This is a genomic window from Ruegeria sp. CDSC081 (genome assembly GCF_059610485.1).
In genome coordinates, this window is the sequence record NZ_JBXWNS010000001.1 from 37,486 (window position 1) to 63,355 (window position 25,870).

General features: G+C 57.0%; 27 protein-coding genes and 1 tRNA gene. 16 read left to right on the forward strand and 12 right to left on the reverse strand.

Annotated elements, in window-relative coordinates; genetic code table 11:
* The first annotated feature begins 57 nt into the window (after positions 1-57).
* From cysS to AC2FH9_RS00200, 3 genes are read left to right on the forward strand one after another with little or no spacing between them, the layout of a single operon-like run.
* Complete coding sequence (gene cysS / locus AC2FH9_RS00190) at positions 58-1,458, forward strand: cysteine--tRNA ligase (RefSeq protein ID WP_496870394.1); 1,401 nt, start codon at positions 58-60, stop codon at positions 1,456-1,458.
* Positions 1,455-3,089 (forward strand): citramalate synthase, encoded by a 1,635-nt coding sequence (gene cimA, locus AC2FH9_RS00195; RefSeq protein ID WP_496870395.1) that lies wholly within the window; start codon positions 1,455-1,457, stop codon positions 3,087-3,089. Before cysS ends, cimA begins: the two co-directional genes overlap by 4 nt.
* Before the next feature lie 2 nt (positions 3,090-3,091).
* Positions 3,092-3,868, forward strand: a complete 777-nt coding sequence (locus AC2FH9_RS00200) for a squalene/phytoene synthase family protein (RefSeq protein WP_496870706.1) — start codon at positions 3,092-3,094, stop codon at positions 3,866-3,868.
* A 3-nt stretch (positions 3,869-3,871) separates the two neighbouring features.
* On the opposite strand, the gene AC2FH9_RS00205 is transcribed toward AC2FH9_RS00200, so the two are convergent.
* Positions 3,872-5,098 carry an MFS transporter gene (locus AC2FH9_RS00205; protein ID WP_142633649.1) on the reverse strand — a complete coding sequence of 409 codons (1,227 nt, stop codon included), beginning with the start codon at positions 5,096-5,098 and terminating at the stop codon, positions 3,872-3,874.
* 96 nt (positions 5,099-5,194) lie between these two features.
* Here AC2FH9_RS00205 and AC2FH9_RS00210 point away from each other — a divergent pair, with 96 nt between their 5' ends.
* From AC2FH9_RS00210 to AC2FH9_RS00225, 4 genes are read left to right on the forward strand one after another with little or no spacing between them, the layout of a single operon-like run.
* Entirely contained in the window at positions 5,195-5,827 is a 633-nt protein-coding gene (locus AC2FH9_RS00210) for a DNA-3-methyladenine glycosylase family protein (protein ID WP_496870396.1), read from the forward strand.
* Complete coding sequence (locus AC2FH9_RS00215) at positions 5,824-6,489, forward strand: alpha/beta hydrolase (protein ID WP_281994579.1); 666 nt, start codon at positions 5,824-5,826, stop codon at positions 6,487-6,489. Before AC2FH9_RS00210 ends, AC2FH9_RS00215 begins: the two co-directional genes overlap by 4 nt.
* A 3-nt stretch (positions 6,490-6,492) precedes the next feature.
* Complete coding sequence (locus tag AC2FH9_RS00220) at positions 6,493-6,996, forward strand: GNAT family N-acetyltransferase (protein ID WP_496748899.1); 504 nt, start codon at positions 6,493-6,495, stop codon at positions 6,994-6,996.
* Between the two features lie 2 nt (positions 6,997-6,998).
* Positions 6,999-7,292, forward strand: a complete 294-nt coding sequence (locus tag AC2FH9_RS00225) for a putative quinol monooxygenase (RefSeq protein WP_496870397.1) — start codon at positions 6,999-7,001, stop codon at positions 7,290-7,292.
* 2 nt (positions 7,293-7,294) lie between these two features.
* Here the strand turns inward: AC2FH9_RS00225 and AC2FH9_RS00230 are convergent, their stop codons facing one another.
* Positions 7,295-7,720, reverse strand: coding sequence for a VOC family protein (locus tag AC2FH9_RS00230; RefSeq protein ID WP_281994582.1), 426 nt, complete (start codon positions 7,718-7,720; stop codon positions 7,295-7,297).
* Positions 7,721-7,751: 31 nt separating this feature from the next.
* Positions 7,752-8,357 carry a pseudouridine synthase gene (locus tag AC2FH9_RS00235; protein ID WP_496870398.1) on the reverse strand — a complete coding sequence of 202 codons (606 nt, stop codon included), beginning with the start codon at positions 8,355-8,357 and terminating at the stop codon, positions 7,752-7,754.
* 211 nt (positions 8,358-8,568) lie between these two features.
* On the opposite strand from AC2FH9_RS00235, the gene AC2FH9_RS00240 reads away from it, so the two are divergent.
* On the forward strand, positions 8,569-9,156 hold the full coding sequence (locus AC2FH9_RS00240) for an HNH endonuclease (protein ID WP_142633663.1): 588 nt from the start codon (positions 8,569-8,571) through the stop codon (positions 9,154-9,156).
* Here the strand turns inward: AC2FH9_RS00240 and AC2FH9_RS00245 are convergent.
* Together AC2FH9_RS00245 and AC2FH9_RS00250 are read right to left on the reverse strand one after the other, a co-directional pair.
* A complete protein-coding gene (locus AC2FH9_RS00245) occupies positions 9,153-9,620 on the reverse strand; it encodes a disulfide bond formation protein B (protein ID WP_496870399.1) in 468 nt (155 codons plus the stop codon). The genes AC2FH9_RS00240 and AC2FH9_RS00245 overlap by 4 nt on opposite strands.
* On the reverse strand, positions 9,617-10,195 hold the full coding sequence (locus AC2FH9_RS00250) for a YqaA family protein (protein ID WP_496870400.1): 579 nt from the start codon (positions 10,193-10,195) through the stop codon (positions 9,617-9,619). The genes AC2FH9_RS00245 and AC2FH9_RS00250 overlap by 4 nt, the downstream gene beginning before the upstream one ends.
* Positions 10,196-10,340: 145 nt before the next feature.
* Here AC2FH9_RS00250 and AC2FH9_RS00255 point away from each other — a divergent pair.
* From AC2FH9_RS00255 to AC2FH9_RS00270, 4 genes are all read left to right on the forward strand, one after another.
* A tRNA-Leu gene (locus AC2FH9_RS00255) sits at positions 10,341-10,426 on the forward strand.
* Between the two features lie 398 nt (positions 10,427-10,824).
* Entirely contained in the window at positions 10,825-11,793 is a 969-nt protein-coding gene (locus AC2FH9_RS00260; RefSeq protein WP_142633669.1) for a TAXI family TRAP transporter solute-binding subunit, read from the forward strand.
* A gap of 101 nt (positions 11,794-11,894) precedes the next feature.
* Positions 11,895-14,504 (forward strand): TRAP transporter permease, encoded by a 2,610-nt coding sequence (locus AC2FH9_RS00265; RefSeq protein WP_496691202.1) that lies wholly within the window; start codon positions 11,895-11,897, stop codon positions 14,502-14,504.
* Entirely contained in the window at positions 14,501-14,932 is a 432-nt protein-coding gene (locus AC2FH9_RS00270) for a universal stress protein (protein WP_271947228.1), read from the forward strand. Before AC2FH9_RS00265 ends, AC2FH9_RS00270 begins: the two co-directional genes overlap by 4 nt.
* A 1-nt stretch (position 14,933) precedes the next feature.
* Here the strand turns inward: AC2FH9_RS00270 and AC2FH9_RS00275 are convergent, their stop codons facing one another.
* Genes AC2FH9_RS00275 through AC2FH9_RS00285 form a run of 3 tightly spaced genes read right to left on the reverse strand, consistent with a single transcriptional unit; the run spans position 14,934 to position 19,022 of the window.
* A complete protein-coding gene (locus tag AC2FH9_RS00275) occupies positions 14,934-15,974 on the reverse strand; it encodes a lipocalin-like domain-containing protein (protein ID WP_496748904.1) in 1,041 nt (346 codons plus the stop codon).
* On the reverse strand, positions 15,964-18,351 hold the full coding sequence (locus AC2FH9_RS00280) for an ABC transporter permease (protein ID WP_496870401.1): 2,388 nt from the start codon (positions 18,349-18,351) through the stop codon (positions 15,964-15,966). Before AC2FH9_RS00280 ends, AC2FH9_RS00275 begins: the two co-directional genes overlap by 11 nt.
* 23 nt (positions 18,352-18,374) lie before the next feature.
* Positions 18,375-19,022, reverse strand: coding sequence for an ABC transporter ATP-binding protein (locus AC2FH9_RS00285; protein ID WP_496870402.1), 648 nt, complete (start codon positions 19,020-19,022; stop codon positions 18,375-18,377).
* A gap of 160 nt (positions 19,023-19,182) precedes the next feature.
* Here AC2FH9_RS00285 and AC2FH9_RS00290 point away from each other — a divergent pair, with 160 nt between their 5' ends.
* On the forward strand, positions 19,183-19,617 hold the full coding sequence (locus AC2FH9_RS00290) for an ion channel (protein ID WP_271947221.1): 435 nt from the start codon (positions 19,183-19,185) through the stop codon (positions 19,615-19,617).
* Here AC2FH9_RS00290 and cls read toward each other — a convergent pair.
* Positions 19,614-21,026, reverse strand: coding sequence for a cardiolipin synthase (cls, locus tag AC2FH9_RS00295; protein WP_496870403.1), 1,413 nt, complete (start codon positions 21,024-21,026; stop codon positions 19,614-19,616). The two genes, AC2FH9_RS00290 and cls, sit on opposite strands and share 4 nt — an antisense overlap.
* Positions 21,027-21,085: 59 nt before the next feature.
* Complete coding sequence (locus AC2FH9_RS00300) at positions 21,086-22,174, reverse strand: AI-2E family transporter (RefSeq protein ID WP_496870404.1); 1,089 nt, start codon at positions 22,172-22,174, stop codon at positions 21,086-21,088.
* A gap of 147 nt (positions 22,175-22,321) precedes the next feature.
* Between AC2FH9_RS00300 and AC2FH9_RS00305 the strand changes: the two genes are divergently transcribed.
* Positions 22,322-23,185 (forward strand): YihY/virulence factor BrkB family protein, encoded by an 864-nt coding sequence (locus tag AC2FH9_RS00305; RefSeq protein WP_142633688.1) that lies wholly within the window; start codon positions 22,322-22,324, stop codon positions 23,183-23,185.
* Positions 23,186-23,306: 121 nt separating this feature from the next.
* Entirely contained in the window at positions 23,307-23,492 is a 186-nt protein-coding gene (locus AC2FH9_RS00310) for a hypothetical protein (RefSeq protein ID WP_142633690.1), read from the forward strand.
* 2 nt (positions 23,493-23,494) lie between these two features.
* Here AC2FH9_RS00310 and AC2FH9_RS00315 read toward each other — a convergent pair whose 3' ends face one another.
* On the reverse strand, positions 23,495-24,211 hold the full coding sequence (locus AC2FH9_RS00315; RefSeq protein ID WP_142633692.1) for an RlmE family RNA methyltransferase: 717 nt from the start codon (positions 24,209-24,211) through the stop codon (positions 23,495-23,497).
* Positions 24,211-25,323 carry a Ppx/GppA phosphatase family protein gene (locus AC2FH9_RS00320; protein WP_142633694.1) on the reverse strand — a complete coding sequence of 371 codons (1,113 nt, stop codon included), beginning with the start codon at positions 25,321-25,323 and terminating at the stop codon, positions 24,211-24,213. The genes AC2FH9_RS00315 and AC2FH9_RS00320 overlap by 1 nt, the downstream gene beginning before the upstream one ends.
* A gap of 241 nt (positions 25,324-25,564) precedes the next feature.
* On the opposite strand from AC2FH9_RS00320, the gene AC2FH9_RS00325 reads away from it, so the two are divergent.
* Positions 25,565-25,861, forward strand: a complete 297-nt coding sequence (locus AC2FH9_RS00325) for a virulence factor (RefSeq protein ID WP_142633696.1) — start codon at positions 25,565-25,567, stop codon at positions 25,859-25,861.
* Positions 25,862-25,870 lie beyond the last annotated feature (9 nt).

Below are 25,870 nucleotides of genomic sequence, written 5' to 3' on the forward strand. Positions count from 1 at the left end.
ACAAGTTGCTAAGCCCGCGCCAACGCGAGACGCTATGCCGTTCTTAGGAGCCGACAGATGAAGACGATCAAACTGCACAACACACGGACACGGACAAAAGAGGATTTCGTTCCGATCAGCGCCGACAATGTGCGGATGTATGTCTGTGGACCTACCGTCTATGACCGTGCCCATCTGGGTAACGCGCGGCCCGTGGTCGTGTTTGATGTGCTCTATCGTTTGCTGCGGCATGTTTATGGCGCAGATCATGTGACCTATGTGCGCAATTTCACCGATGTGGATGACAAGATCAACGCGACCGCCCTGGAACGCCAAAAGGCCGGGGCCAAAGGGTCGCTGGAGGATTTGGTGCAGGAACGATCGGATGAGACCATTGGCTGGTATCTGCACGACATGGGCGCGCTGGGGGCGTTGGAGCCGACCGAGATGCCGCGCGCGACGCAATATATTACTCAGATGGTCGCGATGATCGAGGATCTGATTGCCAAGGGTCACGCCTATGCGGCCGAAGGGCATGTTCTGTTCGCGGTGGACAGTTGGAAAGAGCAGTACGGAGCCCTGTCCGGTCGGTCCGTGGATGACATGATCGCGGGTGCCCGGGTCGAAGTTGCGCCGTATAAGAAGAACCCGATGGATTTCGTTCTGTGGAAACCGTCTACCGACGAGTTGCCAGGGTGGGAGTCTCCTTGGGGCCGAGGGCGTCCGGGTTGGCATATCGAATGCTCGGCCATGAGCTATGAGCTGTTGGGTGAGAGCTTTGACATTCACGGTGGTGGCAACGATTTGATGTTCCCGCACCATGAAAACGAGATCGCCCAGAGCAAATGCGCTCACCCGCATGGCGAGTTTGCACGGGTTTGGCTGCACAATGAGATGTTGCAGGTCGAGGGTAAGAAAATGTCCAAATCGCTGGGCAATTTCTTCACCGTGCGCGACCTTTTGGAAAAGAAAGTGCCAGGTGAGATAATTCGCTTTGTGTTCCTACAGACCCATTATCGCAAGCCGATGGACTGGACTGAGAAAAAGGCGCGTGAAGCCGAGGCAACGCTGCGCAAGTGGCGGGCGCTGACAGCAGGCATCGAGCCCGCCGCCAGCGCGGCGCCCGCGGTCATCGCTGCGCTGAGCGATGATCTGAACACAGCGGGCGCCATCACTGAGCTATACCGGCTGGCGTCCGAAGGTGACCATGCAAGCCTGTTGGCTGGCGCCCAGGTTATGGGTCTGTTGATGCCCGAAATGGGTGCATGGGCCGATCTGGCCTCAGTGGATTTGGGGTCGTATGCGGATAAACTGGCAGAAGCGCGGGCCGGGGCGATGCAGAGCAAGGATTTCTCAGAGGTGGATCGCCTGAAAGCAGTATATGTGGCCGCTGGCCTTGAAGTGCGGATGAGCAAAGAAGGTGTAGAGTTGGTTCCTGGTACCGGCTTTGACCTTACCAAGTTGGAGGGAGTGTTATGACAAAAACTCGCCTCTACCTCTACGACACCACCTTGCGCGATGGGCAGCAGACGCAGGGCGTGCAGTTCTCGACCGCTGAGAAGGTGCAGATCGCGCAGGCTCTGGACGAGTTGGGTGTGGATTACATCGAAGGTGGTTGGCCCGGTGCGAACCCGACTGACAGTGCGTTTTTTGATGCCGCGCCGAAAACTGCGGCGCGGTTGACTGCTTTTGGGATGACCAAACGCGCGGGCCGGTCGGCTGAGAATGACGATGTTCTAGCGGCGGTGATGAACGCTGGCACGAAGGCAGTGTGTCTTGTGGGCAAGTCGCATGATTACCACGTGACCCAAGCGCTGGGGATCACTCTGGACGAGAATGTCGAGAACGTGCACGCCTCAGTTGCGCATATCGTGGCGCAGGGGCGTGAGGCGTTGTTTGACGCCGAGCATTTCTTTGACGGCTACAAGGACAATCCCGGATATGCGGTCCAGGTTTGCAAGGCCGCTTTAGAGGCCGGAGCTCGCTGGGTTGTTCTGTGTGACACCAATGGGGGCGCATTGCCCGGTGAAGTGTCGCGGGTTGTATCCGAGGTGATTGCTGCAGGTTTGCCAGGTGATCGTTTGGGCATTCATACCCATAATGACACGGAAAACGCAGTTGCGTGCTCGCTCGCTGCTGTGGATGCGGGCGTGCGTCAGGTTCAGGGAACCCTGAACGGGTTGGGCGAACGCTGCGGGAATGCAAACCTGACTGCTTTGATCCCCACTTTGCTGCTGAAAGAACCTTATGTGTCGCAGTTTGATATTGGGGTCAGCGTCGAGGCCTTGGCGGGTCTGACACGGGTCAGCCGTATGTTGGACGAAATCCTGAACCGGGTTCCCAGCAAGCAGGCGGCCTATGTGGGGGCGTCTGCTTTTGCGCATAAGGCGGGGCTGCATGCCAGCGCGATCCTGAAGGATCCGTCGACGTACGAACATGTCGATCCGGCGACTGTCGGCAATGCACGGATCATCCCGATGTCGAACCAGGCGGGGCAGTCGAATCTGCGTAAACGCCTGACTGAGGCCGGCCTGAGCGTGGAAAGTGGTGATCCGGCGCTGGGGCGCATTCTTGACCGGATCAAGCAGCGCGAGGCCGAAGGCTATTCTTATGACACCGCCCAGGCCAGTTTTGAGCTGTTGGCGCGCGATGAGCTGGGTCAGTTGCCCGCTTTTTTCGAGGTCAAACGCTATAAGGTCACGGTTGAGCGGCGGAAGAATAAATACGACAAGATGGTCAGCCTGTCCGAGGCGGTTGTCGTGGTGAAGGTCGACGGGGAAAAGAAGCTGTCGGTCAGTGAGTCTCTGGACGAAGATGGCAGCGACCGAGGGCCGGTGAACGCTTTGGCCAAGGCTCTGGCCAAGGATCTGGGGCAGTATTCGCGGATATTGGACGACATGCATCTGGTCGATTTCAAGGTGCGGATCACCCAAGGCGGAACCGAGGCCGTGACGCGGGTCATCATCGACAGCGAAGACGGGCAGGGGCGGCGCTGGTCAACTGTCGGGGTCAGCGCGAACATAGTGGATGCGTCGTTTGAGGCCCTATTGGATGCGATCCAGTGGAAGCTTGTACGGGATTGCCGTCCTCGGGCGGTGGTGGCCGAGTGACGGTGCAGTTCAATGACGATCTGAAAGCCTGTGCTGCATTGGTGCATCGCGCCGATCCGGACCGGTTCATGGCGGCGATGGCCGCGCCGGTTTCCGCACGTTCGGTTCTGTTTCCGATCTATGCCTTGAATGTCGAGGTCGCCCGAGCACCCTGGGTCACGCAAGAGGCGATGATTGCCGAGATGCGCCTGCAATGGTGGCGCGATGCATTGCAGGAAATTGCTGAAGGTCCGGCTGTGCGTCGACATGAGGTCGTGACGCCGTTATCGCAGGTTCTGTCCCCGCATCTGGCGGCGATGCTGGATGAATACGTGGCCGTAAGGCGCTGGGATATTTATCGCGATCCTTTTGAGGACGAGGCCCATCTCGAGGCCTACCTAAATCACAGCTCGGCCAGTTTGATGGTGGCGTCGGCGCAATCTTTGGGTGAGGCCGACGAGCCTGTGTTACGAGATTTCGGCTATGCCGTTGGCGTGGCGAACTGGTTGCGCGCAATCCCGGATCTTGAGGCGCGCGGGCGTATTCCTTTGTTGGATGGAACACCCGATGCAGTGCGCGATCTGGCGCAAAAGGCTCTGAACCGGTTACGGCGCGCACAGGGACAGCGTCTGGCGATTTCACCAGAGGCGCGCCCGGCGCTTTTGGCGGGTTGGCAATCTGAATGGGTGTTGCGCAAGGCGATTGCTCAGCCAGATCGCGTGGCCGCAGGGAATTTGATGCAGGGTGAGGTTCGGCGCCGGGTTTCCCTGATGTGGAAGGTGGTCCGGGGTCGCTGGTAGACCTCAGACCGTTTCGGGATCGGACGGGCGCAGAACCAACCACAGCAGTGCGCCCCCAGCCAGAGTCAACAATGGAACCATGGCAAGGTTGACCGCGGTCCAGCCTTCAACCGGTGAGCCGCCAGAGCAGTTCATCAATCCACCCGAAGCAAGCGAAGCCAGTGTTACGCCACCGAATACCAGCAGGTCGTTCAGACCCTGCATGCGGCCACGCTCGTTGATGTCATGCGATGCCGCCAACATGGTGGTCGCGCCAATAAAGCCAAAATTCCAACCGACGCCCAGCAAGATCAGAGCGATGAAGAAGTTCTCGAGCTCAACCCCTTGCAAGGCGACAACGCCAGCACCGGCAAGGATTGCCAGACCAAGAGCTACGATCTTTTCGACGCCGAAACGGGCGATCAACTGGCCGGTGAAGAAACTGGGGATGTACATGGCGAGAACGTGAAAAGAGACCACATCTGCCGCGTCATTGGCTGTGTAGCCACAACCAACTACTGCCAGCGGAGTGGATGTCATGACCAGATTCATCAACGCATAAGAAACCATTGCGCAGATGATGGCCACGGCGATGCGCGGCGTCTTTAGCATCTCAAGCCGGGTGCGTCCGGTCGGGGCCCCCTCAGCGGCTTTTGCAGGCGTGGGGATGTCCAGAAAGAAAAACAAGACCGAGCCCAGAATGTTGAGCACAATCACCGCCAGATAGGTGCCCAGGAATGGGATCACATAGGCGGTAGAGGTCAGCTTAACGATTTGGGGGCCAATGAGCGCGGCGGCCAGACCGCCGGCCATGACGTATGAGATTGCCTTAGGGCGAAAGGCGTCCGAGGCTGTGTCCGCGGCGGCAAAGCGATAGAATCCGTGCGCGCTCATATAGATGCCGGTCAGCAGACTGCCCGCCAGGAAGACCGGGAACGAGGCCAGATACAAACCGTAGGCCCCAACCAGACCCCCGCAGGCACCTGCCGTTGCCCCAACCAGAAACCCTGCGCGCCGTCCCCAGCGTTGCATTATGGCGGAAATCGGCGTTGCCGCCAGCATTGACCCCAGCACGATCAGCGAGATGGGCAAGGTTGCGAGACAGGCATTGGTGGCCAGCGACTGCCCGGCCAGACCGCCAACAATAAAGATCATCGGCATCTGCGATCCCAGAATGGCCTGAGCTGCGACCAGAACAGCGACATTGCGCTTGGCCTGACTGTTATCCGGGATCGTGGGTGTCATTGTCATGCGCCAATGCGTAGCGATGAAAGCCGGGTCATACAAGACGGTTGCATCTGCGACAAAGCACCCTAACGTGCTGCTGACCAATTTGCCGGAGCGCGCATGTCCGTCGGACGTATCATTGAAACCCCCGATTGCGTGGACGAGGGGGCCAAATGGCTGGCGGATATCTGTCCGCGCATGGCTTTTGCGATGGACCAGACCGGGCCTTTGCCGCTGCGCCGTAAGCCTGACGGGTTTGCCCAGCTGCTCAGCGCGATCGTCAGCCAACAGGTCAGCGTGGCCTCGGCCAATGCCATATGGAAACGCCTGCAGGATGCAAAGCTGACCGGTCCACGCAAAATCATGTGGGCCATGGATGAGGATTTGCGCGCGGTGGGCCTAAGCCGCCAAAAGATCAGATATGCCCGGGCGCTTGCGGAGGCTCGTATTGATTACAAAGCGTTACGCGACGCACCTGATGAGGATGTTGTGGCGATCCTGACCGAAGTTTCAGGCATAGGCGTCTGGACTGCCGAGATTTACGCGATGTTTTCTCTGGGCCGTGCCGATGTGATTGCGCCGGGCGACCTTGCGCTGCAAGAGGCCGCGCGCATCCTCTATGATTTACCCAAGCGCCCTACGGATAAAGAACTGCGCCAGATGGCCGAAGCGTGGTCACCCTGGCGGTCGGTTGCAGCGCGGGTGTTGTGGGCCTATTACCGGGTCGCAAAAGAACGAGAAGGGATCAGATGACACGGGTTTTGAATGCGCTCCGAAAAGAGCCGGTTTCGGGCGATACGCGCTCGGTCGTGGTGTTCGTGCATGGCTATGGCGCCAACGGGGCAGACTTGCTGGGGCTGGCCGATGTGTTGGGCGAGCACTTGCCGGACACGCTGTTCGTTGCCCCTGACGCGCCCGAGCAGATCCCGGGTATGCCCAATGGCTTTCAGTGGTTCCCGATCCCGTGGATTGATGGCTCGTCCGAGGAAGAGGCGCGCCGTGGCATGGACATGGCGGCGGATGATTTCAACGCTTTCCTAGATGCGCTGATGGTGGACGAAGACGTTCTGCCCGAGCAGGTGGTTCTGTTCGGATTTTCGCAAGGCACGATGATGAGCCTGCATGTTGCCCCGCGCCGCGAGGACCCAGTGGCCGGGATAGTAGCCATTTCAGGACGCCTTCTGGAACCCGATCTGCTGCCGGATGAAACAGTCAGCCGCATGCCGGTCCTACTGGTACATGGCGACGCCGATGACGTCGTGCCGCCACAATCATTGCCCGAAGCCGCCGAGGCCCTGCAAGCGGCTGAGTTCAAAGAGGTCTATGCCCATGTCATGAAGGGCACCGGCCACGGTATTGCCCCGGATGGTCTTAGCGTCGCACTGGCTTTCATGCGTGACAAGCTGAGCCTTTAAGCAATGATTGCGGTCCGCCCCATGATGCCCGAGGATGTCGCAGCAGCTTGCGATTTGCTCAACCAGATCATCGCCATTGGTGGTACGACCGCGAATGAAACCCCTTTCTCTGAAGCGCAGTTTGCACAGAGCTATCTGGAGGGGCAGGATAAGATATGCTGCCACGTGGCGCTGGATCAGGCCGGAGAGGTCGCCGGGTTTCAATGGCTAGGGGTGAATGACAGGCTTCCCGACGATTGCGGGGATATCGCCACGTTCTCGCGCCGTGAACCGCCTTTGAAAGGGGCAGGGCGTGCCCTGTTTGCAGAAACTTCCAAATTTGCGGCAGGGCTCGGGTTGAAATATCTCAACGCAACCATTCGCGCCGACAATGCCCCTGGTCTCGGATATTATGGCAAGATGGGGTTTCGGGATTACTCGGTGGCTTATGGTGTGCCGTTAGAGGATGGAACGCCGGTCGACCGGATTTCCAAACGGTATGAACTGAGGAAGGACACGCTGTGCTGATCGTGACGGGAACAGTTGAAGTTGCGCCGGAAGGAGTTGAAAAAGCTGCCAAAGCCGCGCAAGAGATGGTCGCCGAGACAGTCAAGGAATCGGGTTGTCTGGTTTATGAGTTCAGCCAAATTCTGGGTCATGCCAATCGGTTTCGGATCTACGAAGAATGGGAAAGTCAGGCCGCGCTCGAGGCGCATTTTGCCACGCCGCACATGGCAACATTTCAGGCGGTGCTGGGCAAGGTCGGAGTGACTGAAAGTCTAATCTATCGGATCACGGGAGGTGACAAGAAACCGCTGCGGTGATCCTAGTCCCATAAGGAAGGCTCGGCGAATTCGATGGAATTCCCGGACGGGTCGCGAACGTATAGAGACAGTATTCCGTTCGGCCATTCAAATTCAGCGTCTACGGGCACGTTCCAGTCTATAAGATGTTTTCGCATCACCGCGATTTGCGCGCGCGCCATGCCAAAGCAGGCATGACCCGGACCTTGGGCGCCATGGGCGGGAACAGGCAGGCGCGGGTTGCCCGGAGGTTTTTCGGTCTCTGCCGCATTGAATAGCAGCAAAACTGAACCACCCACCTTGTAGAACACATGCCGGTTGGCGACACGCTGGATTTGCTCAAGCGCCAGAACGTCCCCATAGAAATGCTCTGCAGCATCCAGGTCGTCGACATAAAGTGACGCTTCTAAAAGGCCGGTTGGCTGCGGAATGTCAGGTGATACCTTCATTCCTCTATCCTATCACAAATAGGCGTATCGGTCACCGACGTGGGCGCCGGTCCCGTTTGCGCGAAGAAGATGGAGCGAGGGCAGGCATAGATAGGCTATCCCATTGCCCCGGCTCAAGCCCGTCCAATGTCCAGTCGCCAATCCGGGCGCGGATCAGTCGAAGGGTCGGGTGCCCAACGGCCGCCGTCATTCGGCGCACTTGCCTGTTTCGACCTTCTCGAAGGACCAGTTCGACCCAACAATCCGACACCGTCTGCCGCACTCTGATCGGCGGGTCGCGCGGCCATAATGCCTCGGGCTGATCCATCAATCGCGCCTTGGCAGGGCGGGTCAAGCCCTCCTTCAGCTTAACACCCTCGCGCAGGGCTTTTAGGGCGGAGGCGTCTGGCTCCCCTTCGACCTGCACCCAATAGGTCTTAGCCATTTTATGCTTGGGATCGGCTATCTGCGCCTGAAGGTGACCATTGTCGGTCAACAGCATCAAACCTTCGCTATCGCGGTCCAATCGCCCGGCGGGATACACGTCCGGCAGATCAATGAAATCCGACAGCGTACTGCGCGGAGACTCCGCATTCGCGCGATCCGTGAACTGCGGCAATACATTGAATGGTTTATTGAAGCGGATGAACCAGGACATTCACCCGCCATAGCCCGGCGAACGAATTGGTGCAACCTGTGGATAACTGTCATCGGCCTGTTACGGATTCGGAATACTCAATCCCCGAGATATTGTGGAAACTCAGGGCTTGTCAGAGCTTTAACACGATATATAGTAAAGCTAAGGCCGGGGCGGGGGTTCTCCGCTCTGATGTCAAAAGAGGCAGAGCAGAGCGTGGAGCGATTCTGATATGGACGGAGACTTCAGAACCGAATTTGTCAGGGAACCTGGTGCGCTCAAGCATCATCCGGCATTGGTTTTGAACGCCGATTACCGCCCCTTGTCCTACTATCCACTATCGCTCTGGCCGTGGCAGGAGGCCATAAAAGCTGCCTGGCTGGACAGGGTGGATATCGTCGCCGAATATGACGAAGTTGTCCGAAGCCCGAGCACCGAGATACGAATACCCTCGGTCGTTGTGCTGAAAGATTATGTAAAACCCAGAAAGCGCGTGGCCTTCACGCGCTTTAATTTATTTCTGAGGGATGAATTCCGCTGCCAATACTGTGGCAGCCGTGGGGATCTGACCTTTGATCACGTGATCCCGCGCGCGGCGGGCGGGGTGACAAGCTGGCAAAACGTTGTTGCGGCCTGTAGCCCATGTAACTTGCGCAAAGGGTCTAAATCACTGCGGCAAGCAGGAATGACATTGCGCAAGCCTCCGCGGCAGCCGGATGCCGAGGCTTTGCGCAACGTTGGACGAAAATTCCCACCGAACCACCTGCATGACAGTTGGATCGACTTTCTCTATTGGGATGCGGAACTGGACGAGCTCTAACGGCCTTCACGCCACGCGGCGAACCAGAGCAGAACCAGAACGACAGACAAAGCGGCATTCCATCCGGCCATGGAAACACCAAATAACTCCCATGGAATATCATCACAGCGTACCAGTGGTGCCGACATGATCTGATCCAGCAGTTCTTCTGCCGACAGACCGCCGATGCTGCTTGATGTGCAGCTTGACGGACCTTCCCACAAACCGCGTTCTACACCAGCGTGATAGACACCAATGACCGCAGTGGTCAGCGCCGCCAGTGTACCCAATAGGGGCAAGACAGAATGTCGTGGCAATGCCAGCGCCACAGCGCCGATCAGGATGGCGACGCCATGTGGATAGCGTTGCCAAATGCACAGTTTGCAAGGTGGAAGCCCACCAAGATACTGAAAGGCAAAGGCGCCAAGTAACAACGCCATAGACCCAAGCGTCGCAATCAGGATCAGTAAATTTCGTCGTGTCATAAGAATTTCACCGCTAGGAACCCGCCGAACAGAAGGATGATGAACAGGGTAAACATAAGGCCCAGCCGCTTTTCTATGAAGGTGCGGATCGGCTCTCCGAACCCCCAAAGCAGACCGGCGACGATGAAGAACCGGATCGCTCGGGCCAGGATCGAGGTGGCAATGAAGGTGCCCAGGGGCATCCCTGTCCAGCCGGACATGATGGTGATGACCTTATAGGGAAAAGGCGTAACCCCAGCGGCCAGAACAGCCCAGAAACCAAAGTCATTGAACCGTGTGTTGAACTCTTCCATGGCGTGGGCTTTGCCCATGGATTCAAGGATGGGCTGGCCGAGGCTTTCATAAAAGAACGCGCCGATTGCATAGCCTAACATTCCGCCCAAAACCGAAGCTACCAGTGCAACAGAAGCAATCAGCCAGGCCCGGGAGGGTCGGGCAAGGATCATGGGAATCATTAGAACGTCCGGCGGTATCGGAAAGAAAGAGCTTTCGATGAAGGAAACAATAGCCAGCGCCCACAAGGCATTCGGGTGTTCTGCCAGACGAATGGTCCAGTCATAAAGAGGTCGCAGCATCAGGTGCAATTTCCCTGTACATGTGTTGGGTAAGCCAAATCATGCGCCCCGCAGGCCGTCAACCTTGCAGGCTGGAACATTCCTCAATCAGGGTGTTTTTTGCCTCTGGACCTTCTCGATTTTGAACGCTAATTCAGTGTCCGTGGCCCAAGTGGCGGAATGGTAGACGCAGGGGATTCAAAATCCCCCGGTAGTGATACCGTGCCGGTTCGAGTCCGGCCTTGGGTACCAAAGTAAAAACAGAGGGTTAGGGGAACCGGCCTTCTGTTTTTTCTTTCCGGCAGTTCTAATTGCTCGCATTCCCAACTCACACTTTCGCGTTCTGGTCAGGATTCCCGATGTCAAAAGCGCATAATTGGATGTGTTTGCGGTCACTGCGGGGCAGATGCGCAAGAAAAGCTTCAAAGGCGGGGAAAATTCAGGGGGGCTTGTCAAATCTGAGGATACGCCTGCTTTGGTGACCTGCTGGCCTTGACAAGCTAATGCTCAGAATGAAACCTCTTACGGGTTGGGAGATTCTGAAAAATCAAAGATATGCCTGCTGTATAGCGGGCGTTGTTGCATATCGCAGGGCCATTTATCCGGCGCTTTGATGTGTCTCCCACCAGAAAAATAATGGGAGTTCACTTATGAAAAACAGCAGCAAGCTTAGCCTCGGCGCGGTTGTCACGGCGGCTCTGATGGCGCCTGCGGCCTATGCCGAAGAGTTTATCACGATCGGCACAGGTGGCGTGACCGGGGTGTATTACCCAACTGGCGGTGCAATCTGTCGTCTGGTCAACAAAGGGCGCAAGGAACATGGCGTGCGCTGCTCGGTCGAATCGACCGGCGGTTCCGTGTACAACATCAACACCATTCGCGAAGGCGAGCTGGAGTTTGGTGTCGCGCAGTCCGACTGGCAGTACCACGCCTATAACGGCAGCTCGAAATTCGAAGAGGCCGGCCCGTTTGAAAACCTGCGCGCCGTCTTCTCGGTTCACCCCGAACCATTTACCGTTGTGGCCCGTGCCGATTCCGGTGTGACCAATTTCGAAGACCTGAAAGGCAAGCGCGTAAATATCGGTAACCCCGGTTCCGGTCAGCGTGGCACCATGGAGGTTCTGCTGGGCGAAATGGGCTGGTCCACTGACGATTTCGAACTGGCGACCGAACTGAAAGCGGCGGAACAGTCCGCAGCCCTGTGCGACAACCAGATTGACGCAATGGTCTATACCGTGGGTCACCCCTCGGGCTCGATTCAAGAAGCCACCACGGCTTGCGACTCGGTTCTGGTCAATGTCAGCGGCGAGGCCGTGGACAAGCTGGTCAACGACAACTCGTTCTACCGTACAGCTACCATTCCCGGCGGCATGTACCGCGGGTCGGATGGTGATACCGCGACATTCGGCGTTGGCGCGACCTTCGTGACTTCGGCGGACGTGTCGGATGATGCGGTTTATGCGGTTGTCAGCTCGGTTTTCGAGAACTTCGATGACTTCAAAAAGCTTCACCCGGCATTTGCCAACCTTAAGCCCGAAGAGATGATCGCGGACGGCTTGTCAGCCCCGCTGCATCCGGGTGCCGAGAAGTACTATAAAGAAAAAGGCTGGATTCAATAAGCCAGACCTGACGCGGGGTGCCCGTCGGGCGCCCCGCACAAAACCCGTATCAAGCGGGTGATGCAGAAGGCCGCAAATGGCCACGACGGGGAGACATTTTCATGAGTTCCGAGACACAATCGAACCGCCCGCTATCCGAAGAAGAACTACAGGATCTGGTCGCATCTTCAGATGCCGGAGGGCGTAATCCGGTTGGGAATGTAGGCGTTTTCCTTGCGATCGTGGCGGCGATCTGGTCGATCTTTCAGGTCGTACTTGCTTCGCCCCTGGCGAACTATGTGTTGCCCGGCAGCGTGGTTAACAATTCGCGTCAGTTTCACCTGGCCTTTGCGATGTTTCTGGCCTTTGCAGCCTATCCGGCGCTGAAATCCAGCCCACGGGATTATATCCCTGTGCAGGATTGGATCATGGGCCTTCTGGGCGCGTTTGTGGCGCTGTACGGATATTTCTTCTATACCAAGATCGTCGATGCCGGAGGGCTGGCAGACAACACTGACAAGTGGATCGCGCTGGGTGGGCTATTGCTGTTGTTCGAGGCCGCGCGCCGTGCGCTTGGCCCGGCGATGGCGATCATTGCGACGATCTTTTTGGCCTATGTCTTCTTTGGATCATCCGAATGGGTGCCCGAAGTCATCCGCTGGAAAGGCGCCAGCCTGAAAAAGGCGATGAGCCATATGTGGATCACCTCCGAGGGCGTGTTCGGTATCGCCTTGGGTGTTTCGACCAAGTTTGTATTCCTGTTTGTTCTGTTTGGCGCCTTGTTGGATAAGGCCGGGGCAGGGAACTATTTCATCAAGATGGCCTTTGGCGCGCTGGGTCACCTGCGCGGCGGCCCCGCCAAGGCGGCGGTTGTGGGCTCAGCTGCGACCGGTCTGATCTCGGGCTCGTCCATAGCAAACGTTGTGACTACTGGTACCTTCACCATTCCATTGATGAAACGTGTTGGGTTCAGCAGCGAACAGGCGGGTTCGGTTGAGGTCGCCAGTTCGGTGAACGGGCAGATCATGCCACCCGTCATGGGCGCTGCAGCCTTCTTGATGGTAGAATATGTGGGTATTTCCTATGTCGAGGTGATCACCCACGCCTTCCTGCCAGCGGCGATCTCATACATTGCTCTGGTCTATATCGTGCATCTCGAAGCCGTAAAGCGGAACATGCCCACATTGGGCGACCGCGAAGTGAAGCTGGCACGTACCGTGGTTGGTATGTTCTCGTTCTTCATTGTTTTTGCTGGGCTCTGCTATGGCTCTCAATTCCCTGTGGAAGCAGTGACAAATTGGATGCCGAACTCGGCCGGTCTGGTCCTCAGCCTGATCATCTGCGCAATTTACGTGGCGCTGCTGTATCTGGCCGCACAAGTGCCCGATCTGGAACCCGATGACCCGAATGCCAAAGAGGTGACGCTGCCGGTCATTAGCGAGATCTACAAGGCCGGTCTGCATTACCTTCTGCCGATCATCGTGCTGGTCTATTTCCTGATGATTGAACAGAAATCGCCCGGTCTTTCGGCCTTTTGGGCCACGTCCTTGCTGTTTGTGATCCTGCTGACGCAGAAACCGCTGAAGGCGATGTTCCGGGGGCAAAGCAACCTCTACAACGCGTTCATCGACGGTGTCGCGGATCTGTGGCAGGGCATGATCGACGGCGCGCGCAACATGATCGGTATCGCGCTGGCGACGGCCACGGCGGGTGTGATCGTGGGAACCGTTACCCTGACCGGTGTGGGCCAAGTGATGGCCGATCTGGTCGAGTTCCTGTCTGGCGGCAATCTGATCCTGATGCTGATCATGGTCGGTATCCTCAGCCTGATCCTGGGCATGGGCCTGCCGACCACTGCGAACTATATCGTCGTCAGTTCTTTGATGGCCGGTGTGGTCGTGGAGCTGGGCGCGCAGAGCGGGCTGATTGTGCCGCTGATCGCGGTGCATCTGTTTGTCTTCTACTTTGGCATCATGGCGGATGTGACACCGCCCGTGGGGCTGGCCAGTTTCGCGGCTGCGGCTGTATCGGGGGGCGATGCGATCAAGACCGGATTCATCGCCTTCTTCTATAGCCTGCGCACGGTCGCGTTGCCGTTTGTCTTCATCTTCAACACAGACCTTCTGTTGATTGATGTGACCTGGGTCGAAGGGATAATCGTTGCGATATTTGCGACGATAGCGATCCTTGTCTTTACGGCGGGCACGATGGGCTACTTCCTGACCCGCAGCCGGATCTATGAGAGCGTTGCCTTGGTCGCGGTTGCTTTCGCACTATTCCGTCCGGATTACTTTATGGACAGGATTTCACCCCCATATCAGACCGTTGAACCGGCAGCTTTCACCGAAACGATCGGGGAAACACCGCCCGGAACCGAGGTACGTCTGGTCATCAGCGGCCCGGATTTCGACACGCTTGAGATGGTGGATACCACGGTTGTCGTCTCTGTCGGCGACGAAGACGGCGGTCCTGCACGGGTTGATGCGATGGGTCTACTGCTGATCGAAGAGGACGGTCTGATCAAACTGGAAGAGCCGCTGTTCGGCGCGCCTGTTGCCGATGATCTGAGCATCTTCGACTATTACGGGGATGAGGCCGTGCGCCTGACCTCGGTCAGCCTGCCGTCAAGCCAGCCACCCAAGCAGCTGGTCTATATCCCGGCGATGATCCTGTTGGGTCTGATCGCCTTCCTGCAACGCGGCCGTGCCGCCAGACAAGGGGTGCCCGCATGACACGTTCTGTTCTGTGTGCTGTTGATATCAGCAATGGCAAAATTGATGGCCCGGTCCTTCAAAAGGCCGCTGCATTGGCCGATTTGGAGGGGGCGCAGCTGGATGTGGTCAGCGTTCTGCCCGATTTTGGAGAAAGCTGGGTGTCCGGCTTTTTCCAGGCGGATTTCCATGAAAAGGCTTTGGCTGAGGCGCAGAAACAACTGACCGAGCTGTGCGCATCAACATTGGGCAGTGAGCGCAATGAAAAGATCCGCCATGTGGTGGCCACGGGCACGGCCTATCAGGAGATCCTGAAAACCGCAGAAAGCGCCGGATCTGACCTGATCGTCATTGGGGCGCATAAGCCGGACTTCAAGGATTACCTGCTGGGTCCGAATGCTGCGCGCGTCGTGCGGCATTCGACAGTCTCGGTCTACGTGGTGCGATGATCTAATACCCGGTCATTTCAAGATAGCCACGGCCTGAATGGCTGCCTGAGACCTTAACGGGCCCCTCCCAATAGGCAAAGCGGGTTGCCATCCAGGCTTTGGGTGTCAGGGCGCTGACGACAATATCCACCCCGCGGGCGGGGAGTGTAACACGCCATTCAATCGGGATATCCCGGTCAGCGACATGAGCGGTCTGAAGCGGTTCAAAAGAAACAGAGCCATCGGCAAGCGCGGTGGTTTCGCCATCCTTGCCGATCCACGTGGCAGAGGTGAAATCCTCAGCCTCTCCGCGCAGGCGAAAGGCCATCAGCTTGTCGCCGCCCTCGAAGCTGAGCGAGAACCAATCCCATCCGCTTTGATCCTCGGCCAAAGGTTGCGAGGACCATTCCCGGTCCAACCAGCCCTGTCCGGTTACCGCAACATCCCCATCCGGCAAATGCAGGGTTCCTGTCACGTCGAAAAACGGCTGTGAATAGTAATAGCTTGCCTGCCCCTGCGCAGATTTGACCGAATACCCGGCATCTCCGTGAAAGACCAAAGGCCCCATTGCACGCAGTGACAGATCGTATCCGAAATCAGCACCATTGGCCCGCAGCTCCAGCCTATCAAAGTCTGGGCCACGCATGTACCACTCGTCGATCCAGGCCTCAAATGGGGTGGCGGTGACCCCGGCCTGACCGATCCCGCCGCGCGACAGGCGCTCTGCGAAGTAATGGGCGTCGGGGGTGGTCAGGGCCGCATGGCCCAACCACAGCTGCGGGCTTTGCCAGGATTGCTCTTCATAGGGTTTCAGCGCCGAGCGGAACAACGTCCACTGCACCCCATAATCGCGCCCGTCTTCTCCTTTCAGGTTTGCGGTCAGATACCACCATTCGATCCTGAAAGTGGGATGGGGACCGTGATCCTGCGGAAAGCTCAACTGATACCCAAGCTGGGGGACGTCGAACCCGTCGGCCTCACCTCCAAGACCGGCAAAGCCCTGCGCCCGAAGTTGGGCGGGCAATAGCAGGGCCAGAATTAGGAACCAGACTTTAGCGTTCATTGGCAAACACTCTTAACAACTCGGCAGGCGGGATGCGCAGCAACCGAAGGGCTGGAACCGCAGCGGCGATAACAGCGGCCAGTAAGGTCAGAAGAAATAGATAGAACCAGTCGCTTGGGAATAGGTACATTGGTAACCGCCAGCCAAACGCCTCGACATTGATGACCGTCAGCAACGTCCAGGCCAGAACCAACCCAAGCGGCAAGGCCAGCGCGGCGGTCAGAGAGGCGAGAAGCACGCTCTGCGTCAGTTCAAACCGCGCCAGTTGCGCCCGCGTCAGGCCAAGCGCCCAGACCGGGGCGATCTGAGGCAACCGTTGTGTCCAAAGCGTCAGCAGGCTGGTCAGGATCGCAAATCCAGCAACCCCGAGCGTCAGGATATTCAGCGCAGAGGTCACCACAAATGTGTCTTCGAAGATTTCCGTGGATCGGGCCTTCATGTCAGCTTGATGAACGACTGCCTGCGGAGGAAGGTCAAATTCCGCCCGAAGCCTTTCGGCAACATCGCTGGCTTGATCAGGGGGCATGCGAACGCCATATCGCCGTTCCTCGGTATTGGGTGCGATGTCTTCCAAAAGCTCCATCGACACGATGGCTTGTCCGGTTGGATTGCCATAATCAGAATAGACCCCTGCAATGACCAGCTTGTGACCCGGGCGGAGCGTGATTTGATCTCCGGGCCACAGACTGGATCTGCGCGCAAGCTGTTCGTTGATCAGAACGGCGGTTCCGGACATCACCTGATCCCATACTCCGGGCACTGAGGCGATCAGCGGCCAGTTTTCTTGATAAACCGGATTGTTCACCACCCCGTAAAGAAACAAGGGGCCGCTTCCGTGCGCCAGCTCGACGCTGCGGATCGGCAAAACGGCGTCGACCTGAGGCAGCAGCCATTTCTTGATGTCCTGCGCCTGTTGTTCGTCGGATGCGGTTATATACAGTTCTGATGTCAGTCGTTGGTCAAGCCACCCGGTAAATGTCAGCCGGAAACTCGACACCATGGTGCCCACGCCGATGTTCGCGGCCAATGCCAACATCAATGCCATCAGGGCCAAAGAGAGACCGGGCAGTTGCGCCTGCATGTCGGCGAATACCCATTGTCTGACCGGGCCGTTCTGTAGCTTCTGAAGTCCGGTTACTGCGATCAGCAAGAGAAACGGTAAAATCAACGCAGAACCCGTCAGGATTCCGGCAACCAGCACGAACCCTGCGACCAAACCGTCGGCCACAAAGATTGAAACGATCCCCAACCCAATCAGGAATACTCCGATCAGAGCCAATCTTTTGGTTGCAGTGTCATCCCCCCGCCAGGCCTGCGGACCCGGGCTTGATAACAGCGGCAGCCGAGCCAATCGGAACAAAGCCTGAGAACTGGCCAAGAGCGTTCCGAACAGGGCCATGGCCAAGCCCGCGAGAACCCAGTGCAGTTGAAGCGATAGCTGACCTTCAACTGGTGCACCATACAACCCGCGTAGGGTGGATGCCACGTCGGGCAGCAAGGCCCCGGCCAGCAAGAACCCCAGGACCAGACCGGCGCCCCCTCCAATCAGGGCCAACAGCGACAGTTCGGCCAGGATGATCCAGATGATCCGGCGCATCGATACGCCCAGCGCACGGATTGTCCGGATGATCGCTCGGCGCTGCGCAAAAGCCAACCCGACGGTGCCATGGACGATGAACAGCCCAACGGCAAAGGACAAAAGCGCGAAGGCAGAGAGGTTGAGGTGGAAGCTCTCTGTCAGTTGAGCCGTGTCCAATCTGGTTGAGGCTGCAATTCGTGTCAGATCAGGAGCGATCTGCTCAAGCGGAGGGATCGCTCGGGGTTGATCAGGCAGGATGACCAGACGTGAAATCTGCCCCTTTTTGTCAAGCAGCTGTTCGGCGATGCCAATATCGGTAAAGACCAGATCAGGCGGCAGCGCGTCGCTGGACAGGATCGGCGGCAGGTCGCTGGCTTGCTCCAGAACCTGGGCCAGTTCCGGCGCGACCAGTATCCTGCCGGGCGCGGTCAGCATGTCTGCGGGATCGGGCGGCGTATCGCTTTGTTCCAGACGGCTAAGGGCGGGCAGGGGTGGAAAGGCGACCATGTCGACCCCCATGACCTGCAGATTGCGCCCGCTATGGCGCCAACGCCCCTCAAGCACCGCAGCGACCTGCCAGCCAGCCCGACGCAAGCTGACATAATGGTCGATCGTCAAATTCCCCGAGGTGGCGTGCAATTCATCGTATTGACCAAATGAGAGTTGATCATTGGCCCGTTGATAGCTTGCCCGGGCCTCGGAATTTATGGCTTGAACTGCCGACCATAGCCCGGTCGCAAGCGCAATGCCGGTCAACAAGGTTAACAGCTGAAGCCAATGGGCACGCCAGTGCGACATCAACGCCTGTATGATGGCCAAAGTCACGAGATATGACCGCCGGACAGGCGGACCTGTTGGTCCAGACGGGCCGCGATGTCCTGCGAATGTGTCACCAACAGCAGGGCAGCGCTGGTCTCGGCGACCAGAGCAAGCATCAAATCCAATACATTGGTGCTTGCGACCTCATCCAGATTTCCTGTTGGTTCATCCGCGAGCAAAAGACTGGGGCGCGGCGCAAGGGCGCGTCCGATGGCAACGCGTTGCTGCTGGCCGCCTGACAGGTTCTCGGGAAAGCGGTCTAGCAGGTCCCGCAATCCCAGTTTGTCGGCAAGATGATCGCACCAGTCCGGATCATATTTACCGGCAAGCCGGGCATGGAAGGACAGGTTTTGGCCGACCGTCAACGACGGGATCAGATTGAACTGTTGGAATACCAGGGCCACACGCTCGCGCCGAAGGGCTGCGCGCCCGGTATCGTCTAGTGTGGACAGGTTGGTTCCGCCCAGTGAGATTTCGCCCGCATCGAATATGTCCAGCGCACCTGCGAGATTTAGAAGCGTGCTTTTGCCACTGCCACTTTCCCCGGTTAGGGCAAGCGTTTGGCCATAGTCCAACGACAGAGATACTCCGTTCAAAATCGGTCGACCGTTTGCATATGATTTATGGACATCAGTTATTTTAAGCAGCATTCATAGGCGCCCTGTATTCTGCCACTCACAATTTGCAGCCGACCGAGGCGGTGTCCAGTTCAATGGCGCCATCGTTTCCATTCGTCGCAGACGCAGGGTTGCCCAATCCTGCAATTGAAGCGATTGTGACGAGACTTAAAAACAGAGGGGATGGGCGCCGGTGACCTTATCCGAGCAGATTATCTGGGGAAGCGTTTATTTGGGTATCTGCTTTTTGATCGAAATTGCCCTGCTGACCTGGTGCATGCAGATCATCCGGGTGATGTCGATCAAACTGGAAAAAAGCAAAAGGTTCGTCACCATTGCAAGCCCGCTGACTATCGCGCTGATTTTTATCGTGATGATCCATACCTTTCAGGTCTGGCTTTGGGCGATTGTCTGGGTCTTTGGGGATGTTCTGGCGGACTGGAACTCGGCGCTGTATTTCTCTTTGGTTACGTTCACAACGCTGGGTTACGGCGACATTGTTCTGGACGACGGGCTGCGCATTTTTGGTGCCTTCGCCTCGGTCACCGGGCTTTTGGCATTTGGGCTGTCCACAGCCTTTTTGGTCGCAGTCATGTCGCGGGTGCTGCAGGAAGAGTCGATCCTTTAAAGGATTGGTGCGAACAACCGCGCCAGAGGCGAGCCGAACCGAATATAGGCCGGTTGTTCGGGCAAGGTTTTGTCCAGCTCATAGCTGGATTCAAAGTCCATTAGCAGCATGTTGTGAACCGCATGGGCCGCGTCCTTGTCAAAGAACAGGGCCATCGCCTCAAAATTCAGGCGGAAAGAACGGTTGTCCAGATTGGTAGTGCCAACAGCGGTCAGAGTGTCGTCCACCAGAAATACTTTTTGATGCATGAATCCATCAGTGTACCGGTAGACCCGCGCGCCGCATTCCCTGATCTCGTCGAAATAGGCAAAGGCCGCCAGCCAAGGCAAGCGGTGATCAATCACGTCGGGAACCAGAATGCGAACATCTACCCCGCGCATTGCGGCGTGGCGAAGTGCGGTCATGATGTCGATATCAGGAACGAAATAGGGGGATGCGATCCACAATCGTTCCTTTGCTTCCGTGATTGCAGAAAAGAACATCATGGCGCCGGTTTCGGTTTCGTCCCCCGGACCTGTGGCGACGAGAAGGGCGTTCATGTCCTGATCAGATTCCTGACCCGCCCAGGCCAGTTGATCTATCAGGTCTTCTTGATGCGCCCAGTACCAGTCCTCTGTAAAGATCAGTTGTAGTTGGCGCACGATATGTCCAGTCAGCCTTATGTGTGTGTCCCGCCAATGTCCGAACTTTGCGGACTGACCGAGATATTCGTCGCCGACATTGTGGCCGCCGATAAAGCCGATTTCACCGTCTATGATCACCGTTTTCCTGTGATTGCGATAGTTTAGCTGAAATCGCTGTCCTGGATGACGCTTTTCATGCTGACCGGCAACGTGAATTCCCGCCGCGCGCAGCGACGTGATGTAGCTTGTCGGTAGGCCATAACTGCCTACGGCGTCGGTCATAAAGCGAACTTGCACGCCGCGCTCTGCGGCAGCGATCAGTTTGCTTTGCAGTTGCCGCCCCAATCCGTCATCACGCACGATGTAGAACTGGACAAGCACATAGTCCTGAGCCGCGTCGATAGCCTGAAAGATAGCGTCAAAGGTTGCCTGCCCATCGACAAGCAAATCTGCACCGTTGCCGCGTGATATGGGAAGATGCGCAAGCTCTTCGAAAGGGAGCGGATTGATCGTGATCATGCCTGGATCTGGGCGCGAAAAATCCGCAAAGCTTTTTATCCCTTCGACAACAGTCTCAGCGTGCTTTCGGGCCAGGCGATACCCGCGAAAACGATGATGTCCCAGAAACAAGTACAGCGGTACGCCAGCTATCGGCGCCGAGATCAAAAAGACCACCCATCCCACGGCACCCTGCGGTGTGCGCGCTGTTTGAGCGGCGCGTATCGAAAAGACCGCGGCGGTCAGGTACAAACATAGGACAAAGAGGGAAACAAAGAGTGTCAGCATGGAGGATTCGATCCTGGCATTTTCCTTAGTGTTTCAAGTTGCATTGGGGATTGGCCTGTTCAGACTGTATTCCCCGATGGCGGCCCTTCGTCGCCGAGTTCACCATTCAGGGACATTAAAATTGCGATCGGGCGCAATGCGGGTATATGGCTGAAGATGATCAGGATGCAGACGGTCAGCGGAACGCTCAGGAAGGCTCCGATCAGACCCCAGACCGTGGTCCAGAACATAAGTGCCAGAATGACGAGAAATGTCGACATGTTCAGCGATCGGCCCAGCATGGCCGGGTCCAGAAAATTACCGATCATGAACTGAAGCGTGCCACAGCCGAAAACTATGATCAGAATCGGCCCGATGCTTTCAAATTGGACCAGCGCAATCGCCGCTGGAAACAAAACGGCAATAATCGACCCAATCGAGGGTATGAAATTCAAGGCAAATGTCAGCACGGCCCATGTCTCGGAATACTCAAGACCAAGGGTTTTGAAGACCACATAGCTGATTCCAGCCGTTATCAGGCTGATAAAGGTCTTCACTCCGACATAACGCTGCAGACTAAAGGAAATCGCGTCCAGAACCAAAGCGAACTCGGCACCGGTTTTAGGGTCACCGGCGGCCATACGGATCTTTTTTCGGAACGCCAGACGTTCGGCCATCAGGAAGGCAACGTAAAGGCTGATGAGGAAAAACTGGTTCAGCAAAGACGTCGCGCTGCCCAGCAACATCCGGGCGACGAAAGACATATCAATGTTGACCAGATTGTCCCGGATGAAGGCCGTGATATCGTTGCCCACAAGGTCGTTTATGCGGTTAACGGCCTCGTCGAACTGGCTTTCGTATGTATTGATCGAGCGTGCAAACTGCGTCGCCTGATTGCCCAGAATATACATGATCATGAACAACCCGACCAAAACCACGGTCACTCCAGCCAGGTTAGCCAACCAGACCGGAGCCTTGGTCAGCGCAATAACCCGGTCACTCAGCGCGATGATCAGGACGTTGATCAGCAAGGCCATGGTCAGCGGGATCAGAAAAGCCGAGCCCGCATAAAGCCCCAATACGATCAGTGACACGACAATCGCGGTGTCGCGGACAACCGAAAGGCGCAACCTGTTCGGTATGCTTGGGTTCTGGTCGCTGGTTGGCATTTTTCGCCCGGCTTTGTGTAGGTTTCGTTTCGATCCTGCACGGGACAAAGGGATTATGCAATGCAACCAAACATTTGGAGTTGGTTAATTGCGTCCAGTCGGGTTTTGCCGGTTCTGGTTCGAATACAGTCAGGGTAGAGTTTTCGGATGACGACAAGTTTGATTCCCCTGACTGGAAGAGTAATTCGAGCCCTTTGGCTGGCCTTGGGGCGATTTGGGGCCAAAAACGGCATGGTCATGAGCAGCCACGTTGCCATGTCCCTGATGCTGGCCCTGTTTCCGTTTGTTCTGTTCACTGTGGCACTGGCTGGTACGCTGTCTCAGGATTATGTCACGGACGAGCTGATCGAACTGATCTTTGGCGCCTGGCCAAAAGATGTCGCCGGCCCGATTGTGGGAGAGTTGCGCTCGGTCCTGGCGGAATCAGGTTCGGGGGTAATCACCCTGGGCGGTTTGCTGGCCATTTTCTTTGCCTCAAACGGCGTAGTTGCGGTGCGGGCGGCCATGAACCAGGCCTATCATGATCATGACGCCTGGCCATTCTGGAAGACACGCTTGCTGTGCCTGGGATTGGTGATTGTTGGCGGGGCGGCCATTCTGGCCATCGCCGCCGTCGAAGTCGTCTTGCCAGTCTACACGCGCCTCGTGTCCGAAAAGACGGATGTTAACGTGTCAGACTGGTTGTCTGTTGATCGATTGCGTTGGACTTTTACCGTGGCGGTTCCTGCGGGCACAGTTATCGTTGCACATCTTGTGCTGCCGACGCGCCGCCATCGGCTTTGGCAAATCCTTCCGGGCGTTGTACTGACACTCGCTCTGTGGGCGATGGGCGGTTGGGGCTTTTCGATCTATATCGGACAGTTCGCCTCGTACAGCGCTACTTATGCTGGTCTTGCGGGGGCGATGGCTGCGTTGATTTTCCTGTATCTATGCGCGGCCATCCTGATTCTGGGCGCTGAATTCAACGGCGCGCTGATGGATTTGCAGGATCAAAGTAACGGACAAACCTGAAGGGCAGGGTAGCCGGGGCTGTAAAATAGCAATTCAAAGCCCGGTTTGCGTCATGAAATCGGCACGTTTCTTACCCAAACTGCATGGGACTGTGACCCCATACGCATCAAGGTGAGGCCTCATGACCAAACTGCCCGAAAGCGCGAAATCGCAAAATCCATCGTCGCTGACCCGGCGGATTGAAGAATTACGGGCAAAACCGGCGACGGATATCAGTCACGGTGAAGCATTGTTGTTGCAAGGAAACGCAATATCTTCGCTGCGCGAACAGCGCCTTGCGCGTTCTCTGGCTGACTTCGCAGATTAACTTCAGCCGCGAAATCCTGTTGCCACAACGAATTTTTCCGAACTGTCGGCGCGGGATGCCGGTGGTTTAACATGCGCTACCTTGTCAAACTTCTGTTTCAGAATCTTCTGCAGATCCCCTTCGGCTCCTCCGGCCAGAACCTTGGCGACAAATGTTCCGCCCTGTTCAAGCACATCAAAGGCGAAATAGGCGGCGGTTTCGCACAAGGCCATGATCCGCAAATGGTCGGTTTGTTTATGCCCCGAGGACGCAGCAGCCATATCTGACATCACCACGTCAGCTTTGCCACCCAACCAGTCTTTGACCTTCTGGTCGGCATCGTCCTCCATAAAGTCCAACTGGTGAACCTCGGACCCGGCCACCGGTTCGACCTCTTGTATGTCGACACCCAGAACAGTGCCGATTTTCTTACCGCTTTTCTCACCCAATGCATTAACGCGCTGGACCGCAACCTGCAGCCAGCCTCCTGGGGCGCAACCCAGATCGACGATGCGCGCACCTGGAACCAGGAAGCGGAATTTATCGTCCAGTTCCAATATCTTGAACGCCGCCCGCCCTCGATAGCCTTCGACCTGCGCGCGCTTGACATAGGGGTCATTCAGCTGACGTTCCAACCACCGGGTCGAGCTGATTTTGCGCCCGCGGGCGGTTTTGACCTTAACCTTCAGGTCGCGCTGCCCGCGGCCTGAATTGTTTTTGCCAGTAGGTGTCTTCGCCATCAGAACGGTCCGTCTTCCAATACACCGTCCGCGCTCATCTGCGCATAAAGCAGGCCTTCGCGCAGCCCCCGGTCCGCCACTGAAAGACGGTCGGTTGGCCAACATCGTAACAAAGCCTGCAATATGGCCGAGCCGGACATGATCAGGGCCTGGCGGTCATCGCCGATACGCGGATCTCTCCGCCGCCCCAGTGGGCCGAGTTCTAGATACCCGCGTATCACTTTGTCAATCTGATCGCTTGTCATGCGCAAACCGTCTACCTTGGTCCGGTCATACCGCTTCAATCCCAGATGTGAGGCTGCGACTGTCGTAACCGTGCCACTGGTGCCGACGATCTGAAAACCTTCGCGGGCTTGTTCATCCTTATAAGGCGCAAAATCGGCCAAGTTTTCTTCGAAAAACCAGCTCATCAAAGCAAACCGCGCCGCATCATCTTCGACATCATGGAACTGATCGCGCAGCGTCGCAACGCCGAGGGGAACACTGATCCAATCCACAACCTTGGCTGCAGGAAACGGGCTATCTGTTGTATGAAATCCATTATGCAGACGCATAATCGCCGCCGGGCGATCCCGACGCGGAAGCGAGGATATGTCGATCCAGACAAGCTCTGTCGAACCGCCGCCAATATCCACAACCAACAACTGTTCTGTCTTAGTGGACACCAGCGGGGCACAGGATATTACGGCCAGGCGCGCTTCTTCCTCGGGCTGGATGATCTCAAGCGTCAACCCGGTTTCACCCTTTACCTGGCGAATGAATTCACGTGAATTTTTTGCACGGCGACAAGCCTCGGTTGCGACTAGACGCATCCGCTTGACCTTGTTGCGTTTCAGCTTTTGCTGGCAAATGCGCAACGCCTGAATGGTGCGCGCCATCGACGACCGAGACAAACGCCCCGTCCGCTCTAAGCCCGCGCCCAACTGCACGGATTTAGAGAAACTGTCCACCACATGAAACCCGCTGCCCTTGGGCTGGGCAATTAACATGCGACAGCTATTTGTTCCCAAATCCAGCGCGGCATAAAGCGCATCAGGATCGGGTCTTGCCGGCGCGGGGCTTTCGACCGCCTTCGGGAACGCGCCCGCACCTTTGGGACGCTTGGGCGCCATCTTCAACGCCCTCCGATTTACGAGTTACCCCGACCATAGGTCGGCCTTTTGGTTCGTGCAAGATACTCATTAAAGTGATGAGAATTTTGAGGTGCGGTTTACAGGAACAATTCGTTACAAGCCGTGTATCCCGTTGTAGGTGAAAACGTCGTTTGAAATGCGCCTTGTGTCGAAAATCGACCGACCTGCGACCACATTGAAGTTTAGAACCGGTCCATCTGGTTAGGAGGAATCAAAGCAGATGCCTGACGTCACCATCGTATACTGGCGCGACATTCCCGCCCAAGTCATCGTCGGCAAGGGCCGCCGGGGCGCAAAACGGCAGTTGGAAGAACGGTTCGAGCAAGCCATTGACCGCGCCGCCATGAAGGTGAACGCCAAGGACAGCGATGCCTATCTGGCCGAATGGCGCAAGGCCGCGCCTTTCGCGGTTGAGGGCGATCCGTCCGAAATTGCCGAACAGCAGGCTGTGCGTTTGGAAACGGAATATGATCAGGACCGTATCAAGGCTCTGATCGCCAATGACGGTTGGGCATGAGCTCGAAAT

Coding starts and splice junctions, on each gene's coding strand:
- cysS (WP_496870394.1), top strand. CDS start 58: ATGAAGACGATCAAACTGCACAACACACGGACACGGACAAAAGAGGAT.
- cimA (WP_496870395.1), top strand. CDS start 1,455: ATGACAAAAACTCGCCTCTACCTCTACGACACCACCTTGCGCGATGGG.
- AC2FH9_RS00205 (WP_142633649.1), bottom strand. CDS start 5,098: ATGACAATGACACCCACGATCCCGGATAACAGTCAGGCCAAGCGCAAT.
- AC2FH9_RS00210 (WP_496870396.1), top strand. CDS start 5,195: ATGTCCGTCGGACGTATCATTGAAACCCCCGATTGCGTGGACGAGGGG.
- AC2FH9_RS00215 (WP_281994579.1), top strand. CDS start 5,824: ATGACACGGGTTTTGAATGCGCTCCGAAAAGAGCCGGTTTCGGGCGAT.
- AC2FH9_RS00220 (WP_496748899.1), top strand. CDS start 6,493: ATGATTGCGGTCCGCCCCATGATGCCCGAGGATGTCGCAGCAGCTTGC.
- AC2FH9_RS00230 (WP_281994582.1), bottom strand. CDS start 7,720: ATGAAGGTATCACCTGACATTCCGCAGCCAACCGGCCTTTTAGAAGCG.
- AC2FH9_RS00235 (WP_496870398.1), bottom strand. CDS start 8,357: ATGTCCTGGTTCATCCGCTTCAATAAACCATTCAATGTATTGCCGCAG.
- AC2FH9_RS00240 (WP_142633663.1), top strand. CDS start 8,569: ATGGACGGAGACTTCAGAACCGAATTTGTCAGGGAACCTGGTGCGCTC.
- AC2FH9_RS00245 (WP_496870399.1), bottom strand. CDS start 9,620: ATGACACGACGAAATTTACTGATCCTGATTGCGACGCTTGGGTCTATG.
- AC2FH9_RS00250 (WP_496870400.1), bottom strand. CDS start 10,195: ATGCTGCGACCTCTTTATGACTGGACCATTCGTCTGGCAGAACACCCG.
- AC2FH9_RS00260 (WP_142633669.1), top strand. CDS start 10,825: ATGAAAAACAGCAGCAAGCTTAGCCTCGGCGCGGTTGTCACGGCGGCT.
- AC2FH9_RS00265 (WP_496691202.1), top strand. CDS start 11,895: ATGAGTTCCGAGACACAATCGAACCGCCCGCTATCCGAAGAAGAACTA.
- AC2FH9_RS00270 (WP_271947228.1), top strand. CDS start 14,501: ATGACACGTTCTGTTCTGTGTGCTGTTGATATCAGCAATGGCAAAATT.
- AC2FH9_RS00275 (WP_496748904.1), bottom strand. CDS start 15,974: ATGAACGCTAAAGTCTGGTTCCTAATTCTGGCCCTGCTATTGCCCGCC.
- AC2FH9_RS00280 (WP_496870401.1), bottom strand. CDS start 18,351: ATGTCGCACTGGCGTGCCCATTGGCTTCAGCTGTTAACCTTGTTGACC.
- AC2FH9_RS00285 (WP_496870402.1), bottom strand. CDS start 19,022: ATGCTGCTTAAAATAACTGATGTCCATAAATCATATGCAAACGGTCGA.
- cls (WP_496870403.1), bottom strand. CDS start 21,026: ATGCTGACACTCTTTGTTTCCCTCTTTGTCCTATGTTTGTACCTGACC.
- AC2FH9_RS00300 (WP_496870404.1), bottom strand. CDS start 22,174: ATGCCAACCAGCGACCAGAACCCAAGCATACCGAACAGGTTGCGCCTT.
- AC2FH9_RS00305 (WP_142633688.1), top strand. CDS start 22,322: ATGACGACAAGTTTGATTCCCCTGACTGGAAGAGTAATTCGAGCCCTT.
- AC2FH9_RS00310 (WP_142633690.1), top strand. CDS start 23,307: ATGACCAAACTGCCCGAAAGCGCGAAATCGCAAAATCCATCGTCGCTG.
- AC2FH9_RS00315 (WP_142633692.1), bottom strand. CDS start 24,211: ATGGCGAAGACACCTACTGGCAAAAACAATTCAGGCCGCGGGCAGCGC.
- AC2FH9_RS00320 (WP_142633694.1), bottom strand. CDS start 25,323: ATGGCGCCCAAGCGTCCCAAAGGTGCGGGCGCGTTCCCGAAGGCGGTC.
- AC2FH9_RS00325 (WP_142633696.1), top strand. CDS start 25,565: ATGCCTGACGTCACCATCGTATACTGGCGCGACATTCCCGCCCAAGTC.